The organism is Desulfoconvexum algidum (assembly GCF_055382125.1).
The window spans coordinates 4,600,495-4,615,431 of the sequence record NZ_AP042394.1; the positions used below are offsets into that span (position 1 = coordinate 4,600,495).

Consider the following 14,937-nt stretch of genomic DNA (forward strand, 5'->3'; position numbering starts at 1 on the left):
TATACCATTTTTTAATTTATACAAAAATTATGACTTGGGTTTTTCTTCTGCAAAATAAATGGCGTACACCCTTATTGTAATCTTTGGTTTATATTTAGAATCTGTTTTAAGGGTGATGATATCATAGAAATCATCTGCCTTCTGGGAAGTGCTGGTAACTTTCACCTGCCAGGCCGATTTTTTTTTACCCGGTTTCCCCATATCCTGATTTACCATATCCTGATTTACCATATCCGGCCTTACCAGGGTTGCCTTGATCTGGGTGTTATATTTTTGATCCAGCCCCAAAATGGAAAACTTGTATTTATCCATTGGGGTGATGGTGACCATGGCCTCAAGCACATCCCCCGGGGACCCGCTCAAACTGACCGTCCGGGGAGTGATCTCCGCCACAGCATCCACCATCCCGGTCACCGTCAGATGAAATTTTTTATTCGCCGGATCATCTGTTTTGACCAGAATTTTTTTGCTCAGTCTTTTACCCCCATATCCATTTGTTTTAATACCAATTTGAATTTTACCTTCCCCTCCCGGAGGAATTTGTTTGTCGTAGGAACGACTGTCACACCCTCAGGGAGTCAAGACACCGGTGATATTTAAAACCGTGTCCCCTGTGTTTCGGACAATGAATTCATGGTGTATTTTCTCACCTTCAGGCAGGGGGGAAAACTCAAAAACAGCATCAACCAGAACTGCTCGGGGAGCAGCATTAACGGGCAGAAAAGAAAAGCCCACCGCAACAAAAACCGTCAACATAATAAATAATTTTCTCATAACACCCTATTGCCTTAATTTCCTAAATTTTAGATAAACTTTTATCTCAATTCTATATTTTCTTGAATAAAAATACAAGCCTGCTGTCTTATCCTGCCAGCAAAAGATTCATCCTCTCACACACCCCCGCATCATGGGCAATTTTTTGTCCGTCAATGTGAACCACCCTCACCGCCCCCATCAAGGCATTTGTCACCAATATATTGGAATGGGAAATAATTTCTTTTGAGGATATCTTTTTTCGGATGACAACACCCCCCTGCCGGGCAAATTCATTCACAACCGCCATGAGAGTTACCCCGGGCAATACATGATCAGACACGGGAACGACCAGTTCTTCACCAATGACCATAAAAATATTGCCGGTATTGGTTTCCGATATGGTAAGATCTGGATTTAAAATCATGGCTTCATCCCCCCCATTATCTTTTGCATAAACGCCTGCCCGTTCGTAATAGAGATAATTTTGGGTTTTATGATCGGCCATGGGGGTCGATCGGGGAAAAGGAAATGTCACCAAATCAAGGCCTGTTTTCCCGGACAAGACCAGACGGTGGACATAGGGTCTTGCAAAGGCTGCCACAAAGGCCTGCTTCCCGTTTGCCTGTTCATCCCGGGATACCATTAGCTTTACCGCACAAATTTGGTCCCTATAGCCGTTTTCTTGTACCAAGAGAGCGATGACATGCTCCCAGGTGATATCCGGCGGTAAGCCCTTGAAAAGAGAGGTCCAGGCCCCATTCATCCGCTGCAAATGGGCACCGAGGCGAAGAGGGTTTCCCTTGTCCACCCGGATGGTTTCAAAAAGCCCTGCCCCGTATTGAAATCCCTGGCTCGTGGCAGATACCATTGCCCGGTCCTGATCCACCATTTTTCCATCCACCCAGGCCTTGGGGTGGTGAAAGTCATTTCCTGCTGAAACCGCTGACAGGGTTTCCATGAGGGTCTTTCCCTTATCAAGGGTCTCCTGAAATTCCAGCTCAGGATCTGAATCATGGACAATCCCCCCTCCCACAGAAAAGAAAAGGGTCTCGTCCACAATGGTGGCTGTGCGAATGGCAATGGAAAGATCCATGGTATCATGAAAGCTGACATATCCGATGGCACCGGTATAAACATGGCGTTTTACCGGTTCCAGTTCATCAATAATCTCCATGGACCGAATTTTGGGACAGCCGGTAATCGATCCCCCGGGAAAGGTAGCCCGCAGCAGATCCACAGCGGTCTTGCCCGTTTCAAGTTCCCCCTCTACAATGGAAACCAGGTGAAAAACGTTATCATAGGGTTCCAGGCGTTTATGTTCGGACACAACAACTGACCCCTGTCGGGTCACCCGGGACAGATCGTTTCGCATCAGATCCACGATCATGGTCAGTTCGGCATCATCCTTGATACTTTGGGCAAGATGCTGTCCATTCTCCCTGTCCTGGGCCGGTGTGTCTCCCCTGGCAATGGTGCCTTTGATGGGCCGGGTTTCCACCCGGGTGCCAGCCAGTTTTATAAAGCGTTCCGGCGAAGTGGAAACAATTTTATGATCCCCGGCATGGATATAACTAAAAAAGGATGCCGGGTTTCGCTTGAATAATTCCAGAAACAATGAATAAGAATCGCCTGAAAACCCTGTCTCGAATCGCTGGGAAAGGTTGGCCTGGTATATATCTCCCGCCGTAAGATAGTGGGTGATTCGTTCAACTGCCCGGATATATTCCTTCTTTGTGAAGCTGGATTTAAACCCCCTGGGATCACTTGAAAAAAAACGTTTTTCCCAAGCCTGACCCAATTGTTTCAAAAAGGCTTGTTTCCGGTCCGACACATAGTCCTTGGGGTTGCCCTTACAATTGGACAATATGGGAATGGACAAAAAAGTTTTCTGGGAGATCCGATCCTGGACCAGGAGAATGGAGGGCGCAACGAGACAGATCTCAGGCAGATGAATATCCACACAGGTCCGAGGGAGGATTTCAATCCGGTCCTTCAGATCATAGGAAAAATAGCCGAATAATCCGGCACAAACCGGCAGTTCCTCTTTGGCCCCATCCAGTTTCAAATGATCCAGTTTCAAATAATCCAGCAACTCCCCAAGGAAGGTGAAAGGATCCCGGTCAAGATCAAAGGATTCATTGTCAACCTTCAGGGCGAGGGTTTCCCCCCGGCCTTTAAGTTCAAGCCAGGGCTGAATCGCCAGAATATTGAATCTTGCACACCCCGCTTCCGGACTTGTACCCGACAAAAGGAGAACGGTTCCCGGATCTGCGACAAATCTTGCAGCAGCCATCTCAAAGGGCAGCCCCAGATCGATCTCTTCCATGAAAAGAGAAGTTACCCGGGGCAGTTGTTCAATTCCCCATTTCATCTAAGGAATGGATTCATTCGCTTTTCATCGCCAATGGTGGTTTCAGGACCATGGCCGGTATACACAATGGTATCATCGGGTAATTTAAAAAGTTTTGTTTTAATACTGGATATCAAGGTATCAAAGTCTCCACCAGGCAGGTCTGTTCTGCCGATGGAACTTCTAAACAGGGTGTCTCCAGCAAAAAGATGCCCTTTGGTATACAGGCAGATTCCTCCCATAGAATGACCCGGGGTGTGGATCACCTCCAGGGTAATATCCCCGAAACTTACCCTATCGCCATGGTTGAGTAAAAGATCGGCCGGAGGAGAATTTTCCACAGACAGACCAAACATGGAAGCAGACTTGGACAATTCCATGAGCATGGGCTCGTCATCGGGATGGATGGCAAGGGTGGCATGGGTCACTTCTTTCAATTTTTTATTGGCCCCAACATGGTCAAAATGGCCATGGGTATTGATCAAATATTTTACCTTAAGTTCTAATTTGGCAAGGGCCATGAGAATTTGATCCCCGTCATCTCCCGGATCAATCACAACCGATTCTTTTGTATTTTCACATCCTAGGATATAACAATTGGCCATGATCGGCCCGACTTCCAGTTTTTCTATGATCAAAACCTTCCTCCCTGATAAATGGATCTATTCAAACCCTTCTTGCAACCGAATCCTGTCCAGCACCCCGTTTATAAAAGCACCGGAATCCCTTGTCCCGAATTTTTTACCGATTTCAACGGCCTCATTGATGGTAACGCTGGGAGGAATATCCTTGCGTTTCAACAGCTCAAAGGTGGCAATACGCATGATATTCCTGTCCACCACAGGCATCCTGGAAAGCTTCCAGTTTTTGGAATATTTGTTGAGCAGACCGTCGATCTCACCCATGTCGGCAACAACCCCTTCAACTAATCCCAGAAAAAAAGGTTTTACCATGTCGGTGAGTTCATCTTCCCGCTGGGCACAAAATTGTATAAGTCCTGCGGCAGGATCTAATTTGTTGACATCAAAGGAAAACAATGCCTGCAGCGCCAGTTCCCTTGAAAGCCTGCGATCTCCCATTCTCTTATTCCGCCTTTCCAGATTCTAGGGTAAGCTCACAGCAGAGGTTTGCCATCTCAATGGCCGCCATGGCCACGTCAAAGCCCTTGTTCCCAGCCTTGGTGCCGGCTCTTTCAATGGCCTGCTCAATGGTTTCAGTGGTCAAGATTCCAAACATAACCGGCACATCCGCCTCCAGGCCCACAAGTGCGATGCCCTTGGAAACCTCTGCGCAGACATAATCGTAATGGCTGGTGGCACCCCTTATAACAGCCCCCAGGCAGATGATGGCATCATATTTTTTCTGACGGGCCATCTTCTGGGCAACCAGGGGAATTTCATAGGCCCCTGGTACTTTTACAAGGGTGATGTCCTTGTCTGCAGCTCCACTTCGTACCAGGGCATCCACGGCACCATCCACAAGCCTTGCGGTGATAAAATCATTAAACCTGGCAGCAATGATCCCAAATTTTTTTCCCCGGGCCGTCAGGCCTGCTTCTATTATCTGTGGCATATTTATATCCTTAAATTAACGCGCTATCGCGCGGGCTATTAGCTGTTAGCCATTAGCTGTTAGTAACACCTAACAGCTAACACCTAACAGCTATATATTTACATATGAAGCAGATGGCCCATTTTGGCCTGCTTGCATTTCAGATATCCCTGGTTATAACAGTTTGGCGCGACTTCGATGGGCACCTGTTCCACTAGACTGAGACCATAGCCTTCCAGTCCGATCATCTTTTTAGGGTTATTGGTCAGCAACCGCATTTTTTTCACCCCAAGATCCACCAACATCTGGGCACCAATCCCATAGTCGCGCATGTCGGCCTTAAAGCCCAGTATTTCATTGGCCTCTACAGTATCCAGTCCCTGGCGCTGGTATTCATAGGCCTTTAGTTTATTGACAAGCCCGATTCCGCGGCCTTCCTGGCGAAGGTAGAGTAATACGCCGGCGCCTTCTTCCTCCATCATGTCCATGGCCTTGTGGAGCTGCTCCTGGCAATCGCATCTTAAAGAACCGAAAATATCACCGGTCATGCATTCGGAATGAACCCGGACCAGAATGGCTTGTTCCGGGTCAATATCTCCTTTGACCAGGGCCATGTGGGTAAGATTGTCCATGTCATTCTCATAGGCAATAATTTTAAATTCCCCTGCTTTGGTGGGAATAACGGTCTGGGCAGCCCGCTTAACAAAACTTTCATTCTTAAGGCGATATTTTACAAGATCCGCCACCGTGCAGATCCCGATGGAGTGTTCCTTTGCAAAAACTTCAAGGGCAGGCATTCTGGCCATGGTGCCGTCCTCATCCATGATCTCACAGATCACAGCTGCCGGCTTTAACCCGGCCAACCTTGCCAGATCAACAGAGCCTTCTGTCTGGCCGATGCGGACCATGACCCCGCCGTCCCGGGCGCGCAGAGGAAAAATATGCCCGGGCCGGGCAATGTCTGCAGGACCAGTACCATCGGCGACTGCCGTTAAAATAGTGGTGGCCCGATCTGCAGCTGAAATTCCTGTGGTAACCCCGACCTTGGCTTCGATGGACACGGTGAACCCGGTTTCAAACTGGGAGGTATTTTTGTCCACCATCATGGGCAGATCAAGGCGATCTGCAATACTCGAATCCAGAGGCAAACAAATCAAGCCCCTGCCGTATTTGGCCATAAAATTTATGGCGTCTGGGGTGACAGCTTCCGCAGCCATGGTGAGATCCCCTTCATTTTCTCGGTCTTCATCATCCACAAGGATGACCATTTTTCCGTTTTTAATATCCTCAATTGCCTGTACAATCGTTAAATGCGGCATTCGTTACGTCCCTTAATTATAAAATATGATAATAAAAATATGATAATAAAAATTATAAAAATCCATTCTTGGCAAGAAGAGCCATGCTGATATCCGATTTTTTTTGGCTATCCGCATCATTCTTAAACCCCCTGCCCGTTAATATTTTTCTGACATATTTGCCCAGCATGTCTGTTTCTATGTTCACCTTATCCCCCACCTTTTTGAGCCCGATGGTGGTAACATCTGCTGTGTGGGGAATAACACTGACCTGGAACCAAGCCTTTGAACCCGCCTGTGAAAACTGGTTGATGGTCAGACTGATCCCGTCAATGGCCACGGATCCTTTTTCAATCATATCCGCGGCCAGGCCCTCATCAACTGCAACGGACATGATCAGCGCATTGGCGTTCCGGGTGACAGAAGAAATTGTTCCAGTACCGTCAATATGCCCTGAGACCAGGTGACCGTCAATGCGGTCGGACAATCTCAATGCCCTTTCTATATTCACCCTCGTTCCCGGCCCCATCCGTTTAAAGGTTGTCCTGGCAACAGTTTCCGGTGCCATATCCACCTTAAAATCAAATTTCCCTAAGCTTACAGCCGTCAAACAGGCCCCGTTTACGGCAATGGAATCCCCGATTTTACTTTCGGTCAAATCCAGATCACACCCAATGTGAAGGATCTTCCCCTCTCCATTGGATTCAATTGCCTTAATGGTTCCAAAGCTTTCTATAATACCTGTAAACACGCACTTTTCTCCAAAGGTCTTGCCCGGTTATTCCGAACCAGGTGGTTCCTTAAGGTATCCGGTTATCAATACATCATCATCAAACAATTGTATCTTCATGTGTTTGAGTTTAAATGCATCACAAATTTTTTGGGGGCCCTTCCCGTTAAATACGGGCACCCCATCGCTGCCGCCTAAAAACTTGGGTGCCAGAAAAAACAACACCTTGTTGACAATCTCCTCTTTTAATACAGCAGCTGCCACCGTCCCCCCCCCTTCGATGAGAAGACTTTGGATGGACATGCTTCCTAACTTAATCATGAGTTGGCCCAAATCAAGCCTTCCATTTTTCAGGGGTACTTCCAATACCCCCACCCCCATTTTTTCCAGGCGCTGCCTTTTTTCAAAGGGTGCGCTAGGCCCCACCACAAGAATCGTATCGGCAGTGGATTGCTGGGTGATCACCCGGGCAGTTTCATCAATGCTTAAGTGTGAATCAAGAATAATTCGAAGGGGATCTTTGGTCTCAAAATTTTCAATACGGGCGGTTAAAGAGGGATTGTCTGCATGGAGGGTGCCCGACCCGATGAGAATGGCATCCACTTCATGGCGAAGCCTGTGGACCTCCTGCCTAGAATTTTCATTGGTAATCCATTTGGAATCGCCGGTGGAAGTAGCGATTCTCCCATCAAGGGTACTGGCACATTTTAGAATAACAAAAGGGGATTTCTTGTTTTGGGTATACCAGATAAATGCTTCAATAAGGGTTTGGGCCTCTGCCTCAAGCACACCTGATTCAACCTGGATGCCATTTTCCCTCAAGTATCGGATACCGCCGCCGCCGACATAGGGGTTGGGATCTTTACAGCCCACGACTACCCGGCTAATACCGGCAGCCATTATTTTATGGGTACAAGGAGGCGTTTTCCCAAAATGATTGCAGGGTTCAAGGGTGACATAAATGGTGGCACCCTGGGTAATCGGCAGGGTATTTGCCGGAAAATTTTTTTGGGCATCTTCAATGGCTTCCACCTCGGCATGTGGCATGCCGGCGGCCCTGTGCCAGCCCTGGCCGACCACCACACCATCTTTCACCACCACCGCCCCCACACAAGGGTTGGGAGAGGTAAATCCTTTTCCCTTTAGGGCAAGGGACAGGGCCCGGCGCATATGGTCATGATCGGTCATCAGCCTTGTCCGTCACTTTTTCCACCAATTGGTCAAACTCAACCGGAAGGCACTCTTTGGGCAGAAGCCCTTTAAGTTCCTGAATAAAATCTGCCACATCTTTAAATTCCCGATATACCGAGGCAAACCTTACATAGGCGACATCATCCACCCCTTTCAAGGCCTGAATAATTTTCTCACCCACCATCTTTGAAGGGATCTCCCGCTCATTGTTTTCCCGCAACTCCTGTTCAATGACGGCCACCATCTCTTCAATGAGATTGATACTAATGGCTCTTTTTTCGCAAGCCTTGGAAATTCCCCGGAGCACTTTATCCCGGTCAAACTCTTCCCTGCGACCGTCCTTCTTGATAATTATAACAGGGCCCTGCTCCACCCGTTCATAGGTGGTAAACCGCCGGGAACAGATTTGACATTCCCTGCGGCGGCGGACTTCATATTCAATTTTACCCGGCCGGGAATCAACTACCCGTGTATTTAAATTACTGCAATAGGGACACTTCATGGCCGCCTCTTCTTCTTCTTTTTCTATTTAAAACTGGCATATATAACTGGCATATATAACTGGCATTTAAAGTTGGACAAGGTCCACCTTTGCCTGGTCAAACATTTCCAATGCCAAAGGATCATCATACCCCTCCTGAAAATATACGGTTTTAATCCCGGCATTAATGATCATTTTGGCACAAATGGAGCAGGGCTGATTGGTACAGTATAATACAGAACCATTTACAGATACCCCATGGTAAGCGGCCTGGATAATTGCATTTTGCTCTGCATGGACCCCCCGGCACAATTCATGTTTTTCCCCCGAAGGGACATTGAGCTGTTCCCTGAGGCAACCGGTTTCCCGGCAATGGGGAACATTTGCAGGGGCCCCGTTATACCCGGAAGATAAAATTCTCTTATCCTTGACAAGAACCGCCCCGACCTTGCGCCGCAGACAGGTGGAACGACTGGCCACAAGGTTGGTAATCCCCATGAAATATTCATGCCAGGAAGGCCTGTCGGGAACCTGGGTCTGCTCTTTTTTTAAATCTTTTTTCATAGGGGACTCTTTGCATAGAGGGGGTATTGACCACAAAGCGCCTTTACCTTGACAGCCACGGCTTCCACATTATTCTCGTCATCATTTTTACCATCCAAGATATCACAGATGTAACCGGCAATTTTTGTGATGGCATCTTCCTTCATTCCCCGGGAGGTCACCAGGGGAACACCGATACGGATACCGGATGTGACAAAGGGAGAACGCGTTTCATTGGGGACTGTATTTTTATTCACCGTAATATTGGCCCGGCCCAGTCTCTCTTCGGCTTCTTTACCGGAGATATCTTGCTGGCCCAAATCCACCAGCACCATATGATTATCCGTCCCATTGGAAACAAGTTTATATCCGCGCTCCATGAGCACAGATGCCAGTATGGATCCATTTTTAATCACCTGCCGCTGATAGTCTGCAAAGGAGGGCTCAAGGGCTTCTTTAAATGCCACTGCCTTGGCGGCAATCACATGCATCAGGGGTCCGCCCTGGATACCCGGAAAAATCTGACTGCCGATCTGTTTGCCATAGCGTTCGCTGGAAAGGATCAATCCCCCCCGGGGACCCCTCAGGGTCTTGTGGGTGGTTGAGGTAATGACATCGGCAAACCCGACAGGCGAAGGGTGGACCCCTGCTGCCACAAGGCCTGCGATATGGGCCATGTCCACCATAAAAACAGCACCCACAGATGCCGCAATCTGGGCAAACCCTTTAAAATCGATGATCCGGGGATAGGCACTGGCCCCGGCCACTATCATCTTTGGTTTGTTTTTTTTGGCAAGGGTCTCCACCTGGTTCAGATCAATCATCTGGGTATCCGGGGAAAGCCCGTAATGGACAAAATCATATAATTTGCCGGAAAAACTGACAGGCGCCCCATGGGTGAGGTGACCGCCATGGGCGAGATCCATTGCCAGAACCCGGTCTCCGGGGTTTAAAAATGCAAAATAAACCGCCATATTGGCCCCTGACCCCGAGTGGGGCTGAACATTGGCATATTCAACGCCAAAGAGCCGCTTCACCCTTTCAATGGCCAATTCTTCTGCCTGGTCAACAAACTCGCACCCCCCGTAATACCGCCGGGAAGGGTAGCCTTCTGCATACTTATTGGTCAGTATGGACCCTTGCGCCGCCATCACAGCAGGACTTACCGTATTTTCAGAAGCAATGAGGTTCAACCCATACTCCTGGCGAATTGATTCTTTTTCGATGATCTTGGCTATTTCCAGATCACTTGTCTCAATACTTCCCATTCTTATAGCCCCTCCTGGAATCCAGGACTGCAACCTAAAATTACACTGCTTTTTCAATACGGCACAAAACACTCATATCCATTTAATACCACTGGTTAATGTCACTGAATTAAAGGTCAATACACTGAATCCTGTCTTGATGCCGGCCACCTTCAAACTCAGTTTCAAGCCAGGTTTTGACCAGCTCAAAGGCCAGAATATCACCGATAATCCGCCCGCCCATCACCAGGATATTGGCATCATTGTGAAGCCTGCTCATGCGCGCGGAAAAGAGATCCGAGCACAGGGCCGCCCGAACTTTTGGAAACCGATTGGCCACCATGGACATACCAAGGCCTGTTCCGCAAAGCAAAATTCCCCTGGAAAACTGACCCCTGGAAACCGCGCCGGCCACCTTTTTCCCATAATCAACGTAGCTGACAGATTCCGTACCGCTTGGCCCGGCATCTTCAACCGTAAAGCCCTTGCTCAAAAGAAACGCTTTTATCTTTTCCTTTAATTCAAAGCCACCATGGTCACTGCCAATAATAATGGAATTGCCAATAAAATTATTGGCAGCCGGTTCTTTATCCATTGCTTGCTTCCTTTGCTCTAGCGCCGTTGCTGTTGCGCCTCAGGATTTTGTCTTGATAAAATCAATGGCATCCTGAACCGTCACAAGTTTTTCTGCCGCATCATCATCTATTTCAATATCAAAAATTTCTTCCATGGACATGACAAGCTCGACGATTGTCAAAGAGTCTGCTCCGAGGTCTTCAATCAGAGACGCCTCGGGCACCACATCTTCTATGTCAATATCAGGAATCTTTTCTGCAATCACTTTCCGCACCTTGGTCTCAATCGTCATAACAGAGCATCCTTTTTTTTGCTGTTTTTTATGCTTCGTCTGCTTTGACTTTAACGTTTCTGTCCTTGTAGGCACCGCACTCGGGACAAGCTGTGTGGGGAAGCTTGGGTTCCTGGCATTCTGGACAGGTTGTGATTGTCGGGGCGCTCAGTTTGTAGTGTGTTCTTCTTTTCCGGCCTCTTGCTTTGGAACTCTTTTGTTTTGGTACTGCCATGGGTCTCTCTCCTAACTATATTATTTTACTTGTTATTTTACTTAAATCACCAGTATTATCCGCCAAACACATAAAACAAACATATTTACCCCAATTTCCAAAAACTGTCAAGGTAATAAAATCCTGGCCTTCTCCCTATTGCCCAATGACGGGTTTTGTGATACTTAAGCGTTCGAATTTACAGATGAATATTTTATTAATTTTGGAGCATATATGAAACCAATAATCACACGTTTTCCCCCTTCCCCCAGCGGATACCTTCACATTGGCGGCGCCAGAACCGCTTTGTTCAACTGGCTTTATGCAAAGAAAACCAAGGGAAAATTTATTTTAAGAATCGAAGATACAGATGAAGCAAGGTCTACAGAAGAATCGGTTACGGCCATACTGCAATCCCTTGAATGGCTTGGGATCGACTGGGATGAAGGCCCCTATTTCCAGACCCAGCGATATGATATCTACAATGAGTACATTGAACGATTAGTGGCCTCGGGCCATGCCTATAATTGTTCGTGCACGCAAGATGAAGTCAATGCCATGCGCGAAGAAGCCCGGGCAAATGGGAAAAACCCCCAGTACAACGGCCATTGCCGAAACCTTAACCTTCCCAAGTCCGACAATACAGTGGTAAGACTGAAAACGCCTGCCACGGGGGTCACCCTTGTGGAGGATGTGGTCAAGGGAAACACCGCCTTTCAGAATGCTGAAATCGACGATTTCATCATCCAGAGAAGCAATGGGGTGGCCATGTACAACCTGGCCGTGGTGGTGGATGATTTGACCATGAATATCAACACCATTATCCGGGGGGATGATCATCTGGTCAACACCCCCAAACAGATATTGATCTACCAGGCCCTGGGGGCTGATTTGCCCCTGTTCGGTCATGTCCCCATGGTCCTCGGGGCGGACAAAGCCAGGCTGAGCAAACGCCACGGCGCCATGTCCGTGGGGGAATACCGGACGATGGGATTTCTGGCCGATGCCATGATCAATTATCTGGTCCGCCTGGGGTGGTCCCATGGAGACCAGGAGTTTTTTGAACGGGCTGACCTGATTGAAAAATTTGACCTGGAGCACCTGGGCCGGTCTGCTTCCATGTTTGATCTTGACAAACTTATGGCCCTGAATGCCAAACATATCCAGAAAAAATCCCCCAAAGAATTGGGAGAGCATCTCTTGTTCCATTTGAAGAACCTGGGCATTGAGGCCCAAAATGATGCCTTTACACAAGCTGTCATCAAAACCCTCCAGCCCAGAAGTAAAACACTGGTAGAAATGGCAAAATCAGCTGTTTTTTATTATCGAGATGAGGTTGAGTTTGATGAAAAAGCTATCAATAAATTTTTAAAACCTGAAGCAGCCGCACTGTTGACAAAGGCGGCCAACGCCATTGAATCCCTTGTTGATTACAGCCAGGAACCGCTTGAAACTATGTTTAAAACCCTGATGGAAGAGACCGGTCTTGGGTTCGGCAAAATTGCCCAACCCCTGAGGGTGGCCATCACCGGCACCACCGTAAGCCCGGGCATATTTGAAATGCTGTTGGCCCTGGGAAAGGACAAAACAATCTTGCGCATCAGAACGGCCGTCGCCTTTATTCAGGCTCGCCCATAAACAAGACCTGCATATCCCACGAAACTGTCTGAACGGGAGCGCTCAAAACTAGTGGCGTAGTCAAGCTCAATTGCCTTGACTGCGCCCTTTTTTTTGCAGGCGGCAGCTGCTGCGGCAGCAGCCCCGGGACAACACATGTTTTTATGAATCAGCCCCTGGGCAATAATCTTGTCTGTATCCATTTGCTTCATTACGGCAATGGCATTTTTATCATTTACCGTTGCCACCCATTCAACGGCCTTTTCTCCCAACCCTGCCGGGGTAAACCCGAAATCCGGGCCGTAATGGGTCATGTCCGTGGAACCGATTATCCGAATACAACGGCCCAGGGCGTTGGCTTCTTCCACGGCTCTGCCGCCGATGAGGGCGGCAATCTTCGAAGGGGCCACACCAACCACCACAATTTTGGCTCTGGGAAAAAAATATTTAATAAAGGGATATTGGAGTTCCAGGGTATTGTCATCGGGAAATTTTTCAGGAGCTCGCTTTTGGATATTGATGCCGGCAGCAATATTTTCAGCCAGTTCGCCATCCACCTCCATCTCGCCAAAAGGGGTTTCTATCCCCCCCCGGGTCATGATGAAAGAATCAGATTGTGGATGCATATGGGCACCAAATAAAAGGATGGTGTCAATGGCGCCCATTGTATCCGGGTTATCTGTATCCGGTTCATCTGTATCCGGCGTATTTGCCTCCACATCTGTGAGGGTGGCATCTGGTAACTGGAGGGACGCTATCACCCTGGCAGCAATACTGCCGGAAAAATGCCAGCCGGCATGGGGAACAATGCCGCCGATAAAATCGCCTTTAAGCCGTCCCTGTCCTTGGTTTAAAAATTGCCGGATGGCTATTTCACACTCCCGGGCAGTTCCCGGATACCAGGTACCGGCAAAAGCGGCCTGTTTTTTTCCCATGGTCACCCCCTGTACTTATCTGGGCCTAAGTTTATCTGGCCCTATATCTATCGGGCTGTTTTTTCTTTTACCCTTTGCCTGAGCCATTCAAGCCAGGGCTCAAACCCGACTTCTGTCTTAGCGGAAATCTCGAACACGGGCATGCCCGGATGAACCTTTTTCATATTATCCACGGCCAGGGCCGCATCAAAGTCAAGGTAAGGCAACAGATCCACCTTGTTCAAAATAGCGATATCCGCCACCTGGAACATGAGGGGGTATTTCAGGGGTTTATCTTCTCCTTCGGTGACACTCAGGACAACCGTCTTTGCATCCTCTCCAATATCAAATTCCGCAGGGCATACCAGGTTGCCGATATTTTCCACGATGAGCAGATCCAGGTCATCACACCCCAGCTTTCTTGCCGAGGCATCTATGAGGTGGGCTGCCAAATGGCAATCTCCGCCAAACTGATCCGTATTGATCTGGATGACCTTGGCCTTGGTGACGGCAAGCCTGTCTGCATCATTGGTGGTGCAGACATCCCCCACAATCACCCCCACCCTGATTTCTGGCATCAGATGTCCCAGGGTTTTACACAGGGTTTCTGTTTTGCCTGATCCCGGAGAAGACATCATGTTCAGGACAAATACATTTTTTTCCTTAAAAAAGGCCCTGTTCTGATCGGCGTCTGTTTCATTTTGCGCAAGTACCCGTTTTTGAATATTTATTTCCATGGTTCTTTCCTTGTTTTAGTTCCAAATTTACACCTTACCACCCTTAACTTCCAATCCCCAAACCCGGCCTTATGGATCAGGCCTTATGAATCAGGTCTCTGGAATCAGGCCTTCTCATCGGCCAATTCAATGGAGGTTATCTCGATCTCCCTTCCGGCGATCATCTCCACTTCCCCTTGCTCGCAGTTCGGGCATTTAAACATGGGGCTGTCCACTTCCCACTCCTGGTGGCAGACCTTGCAATGTATTTTAACCGGCACCGATTCAATCACCAACCTGGCATTCTCCAGGGGGGTATCCTTGGTAATAATTTCAAAACAAAAGGTCAGGCTGTGTTCGACCACAGAGGCCAGCTTACCGATTCTCAAATTAAGAATCTCGACCTTGGGGTCTGTCATATCCTCGGGGATTGCATCCATTGCTATTTTAAATAATTCTTCGGCAATGCCCATTTCATGCAT

Annotated in this window: 18 protein-coding genes; 1 reads left to right on the top strand and 17 read right to left on the bottom strand. The window is 48.2% G+C overall.

Annotated elements, in window-relative coordinates; all coding sequences use genetic code 11:
• Positions 1–27: 27 nt before the first annotated feature.
• The 14 genes from ACZ45G_RS20890 to rpmF form a co-directional block, all read right to left on the bottom strand.
• A complete protein-coding gene (locus ACZ45G_RS20890) occupies positions 28–774 on the bottom strand; it encodes an OS_HP2 family (seleno)protein (protein ID WP_464172437.1) in 747 nt (248 codons plus the stop codon).
• 88 nt (positions 775–862) lie between these two features.
• On the bottom strand, positions 863–3,127 hold the full coding sequence (pabB, locus tag ACZ45G_RS20895) for an aminodeoxychorismate synthase component I (protein ID WP_464172438.1): 2,265 nt from the start codon (positions 3,125–3,127) through the stop codon (positions 863–865).
• Positions 3,124–3,744 carry an MBL fold metallo-hydrolase gene (locus ACZ45G_RS20900; protein WP_464172439.1) on the bottom strand — a complete coding sequence of 207 codons (621 nt, stop codon included), beginning with the start codon at positions 3,742–3,744 and terminating at the stop codon, positions 3,124–3,126. Before ACZ45G_RS20900 ends, pabB begins: the two co-directional genes overlap by 4 nt.
• A 24-nt stretch (positions 3,745–3,768) precedes the next feature.
• Positions 3,769–4,185 (bottom strand): transcription antitermination factor NusB, encoded by a 417-nt coding sequence (nusB, locus tag ACZ45G_RS20905; RefSeq protein ID WP_464172440.1) that lies wholly within the window; start codon positions 4,183–4,185, stop codon positions 3,769–3,771.
• A 4-nt stretch (positions 4,186–4,189) separates the two neighbouring features.
• Entirely contained in the window at positions 4,190–4,678 is a 489-nt protein-coding gene (ribH, locus tag ACZ45G_RS20910; RefSeq protein WP_464172441.1) for a 6,7-dimethyl-8-ribityllumazine synthase, read from the bottom strand.
• A 98-nt stretch (positions 4,679–4,776) separates the two neighbouring features.
• A complete protein-coding gene (locus ACZ45G_RS20915) occupies positions 4,777–5,976 on the bottom strand; it encodes a bifunctional 3,4-dihydroxy-2-butanone-4-phosphate synthase/GTP cyclohydrolase II (RefSeq protein ID WP_464172442.1) in 1,200 nt (399 codons plus the stop codon).
• A 52-nt stretch (positions 5,977–6,028) separates the two neighbouring features.
• The gene (locus ACZ45G_RS20920) at positions 6,029–6,706 is read right to left on the bottom strand and encodes a riboflavin synthase (RefSeq protein WP_464172443.1); all 678 of its coding nucleotides are present in this window, start codon (positions 6,704–6,706) and stop codon (positions 6,029–6,031) included.
• A gap of 27 nt (positions 6,707–6,733) precedes the next feature.
• On the bottom strand, positions 6,734–7,873 hold the full coding sequence (ribD, locus tag ACZ45G_RS20925) for a bifunctional diaminohydroxyphosphoribosylaminopyrimidine deaminase/5-amino-6-(5-phosphoribosylamino)uracil reductase RibD (RefSeq protein ID WP_464172444.1): 1,140 nt from the start codon (positions 7,871–7,873) through the stop codon (positions 6,734–6,736).
• Complete coding sequence (nrdR, locus tag ACZ45G_RS20930) at positions 7,860–8,378, bottom strand: transcriptional regulator NrdR (protein WP_464172445.1); 519 nt, start codon at positions 8,376–8,378, stop codon at positions 7,860–7,862. The genes ribD and nrdR overlap by 14 nt, the downstream gene beginning before the upstream one ends.
• Positions 8,379–8,444: 66 nt before the next feature.
• Positions 8,445–8,921, bottom strand: coding sequence for a deoxycytidylate deaminase (locus ACZ45G_RS20935; protein ID WP_464172446.1), 477 nt, complete (start codon positions 8,919–8,921; stop codon positions 8,445–8,447).
• Positions 8,918–10,168 (bottom strand): serine hydroxymethyltransferase, encoded by a 1,251-nt coding sequence (locus tag ACZ45G_RS20940; RefSeq protein WP_464172447.1) that lies wholly within the window; start codon positions 10,166–10,168, stop codon positions 8,918–8,920. The genes ACZ45G_RS20935 and ACZ45G_RS20940 overlap by 4 nt, the downstream gene beginning before the upstream one ends.
• 109 nt (positions 10,169–10,277) lie before the next feature.
• Positions 10,278–10,742, bottom strand: a complete 465-nt coding sequence (gene rpiB / locus ACZ45G_RS20945; protein WP_464172448.1) for a ribose 5-phosphate isomerase B — start codon at positions 10,740–10,742, stop codon at positions 10,278–10,280.
• A gap of 39 nt (positions 10,743–10,781) precedes the next feature.
• Positions 10,782–11,015, bottom strand: a complete 234-nt coding sequence (acpP, locus tag ACZ45G_RS20950; RefSeq protein ID WP_464172449.1) for an acyl carrier protein — start codon at positions 11,013–11,015, stop codon at positions 10,782–10,784.
• A 28-nt stretch (positions 11,016–11,043) separates the two neighbouring features.
• Complete coding sequence (rpmF, locus tag ACZ45G_RS20955) at positions 11,044–11,229, bottom strand: 50S ribosomal protein L32 (protein WP_464172450.1); 186 nt, start codon at positions 11,227–11,229, stop codon at positions 11,044–11,046.
• Positions 11,230–11,442: 213 nt separating this feature from the next.
• On the opposite strand from rpmF, the gene gltX reads away from it, so the two are divergent.
• A complete protein-coding gene (gene gltX, locus ACZ45G_RS20960; protein WP_464172451.1) occupies positions 11,443–12,846 on the top strand; it encodes a glutamate--tRNA ligase in 1,404 nt (467 codons plus the stop codon).
• Here the strand turns inward: gltX and amrB are convergent.
• The 3 genes from amrB to hypA form a co-directional block, all read right to left on the bottom strand.
• Positions 12,831–13,760 carry an AmmeMemoRadiSam system protein B gene (amrB, locus tag ACZ45G_RS20965; RefSeq protein ID WP_464172452.1) on the bottom strand — a complete coding sequence of 310 codons (930 nt, stop codon included), beginning with the start codon at positions 13,758–13,760 and terminating at the stop codon, positions 12,831–12,833. The genes gltX and amrB overlap by 16 nt on opposite strands.
• Before the next feature lie 47 nt (positions 13,761–13,807).
• Positions 13,808–14,476: a hydrogenase nickel incorporation protein HypB gene (gene hypB / locus ACZ45G_RS20970; RefSeq protein WP_464172453.1), complete on the bottom strand. Its 669-nt coding sequence runs from the start codon at positions 14,474–14,476 to the stop codon at positions 13,808–13,810.
• 104 nt (positions 14,477–14,580) lie between these two features.
• Complete coding sequence (gene hypA, locus ACZ45G_RS20975; RefSeq protein WP_464172454.1) at positions 14,581–14,937, bottom strand: hydrogenase maturation nickel metallochaperone HypA; 357 nt, start codon at positions 14,935–14,937, stop codon at positions 14,581–14,583.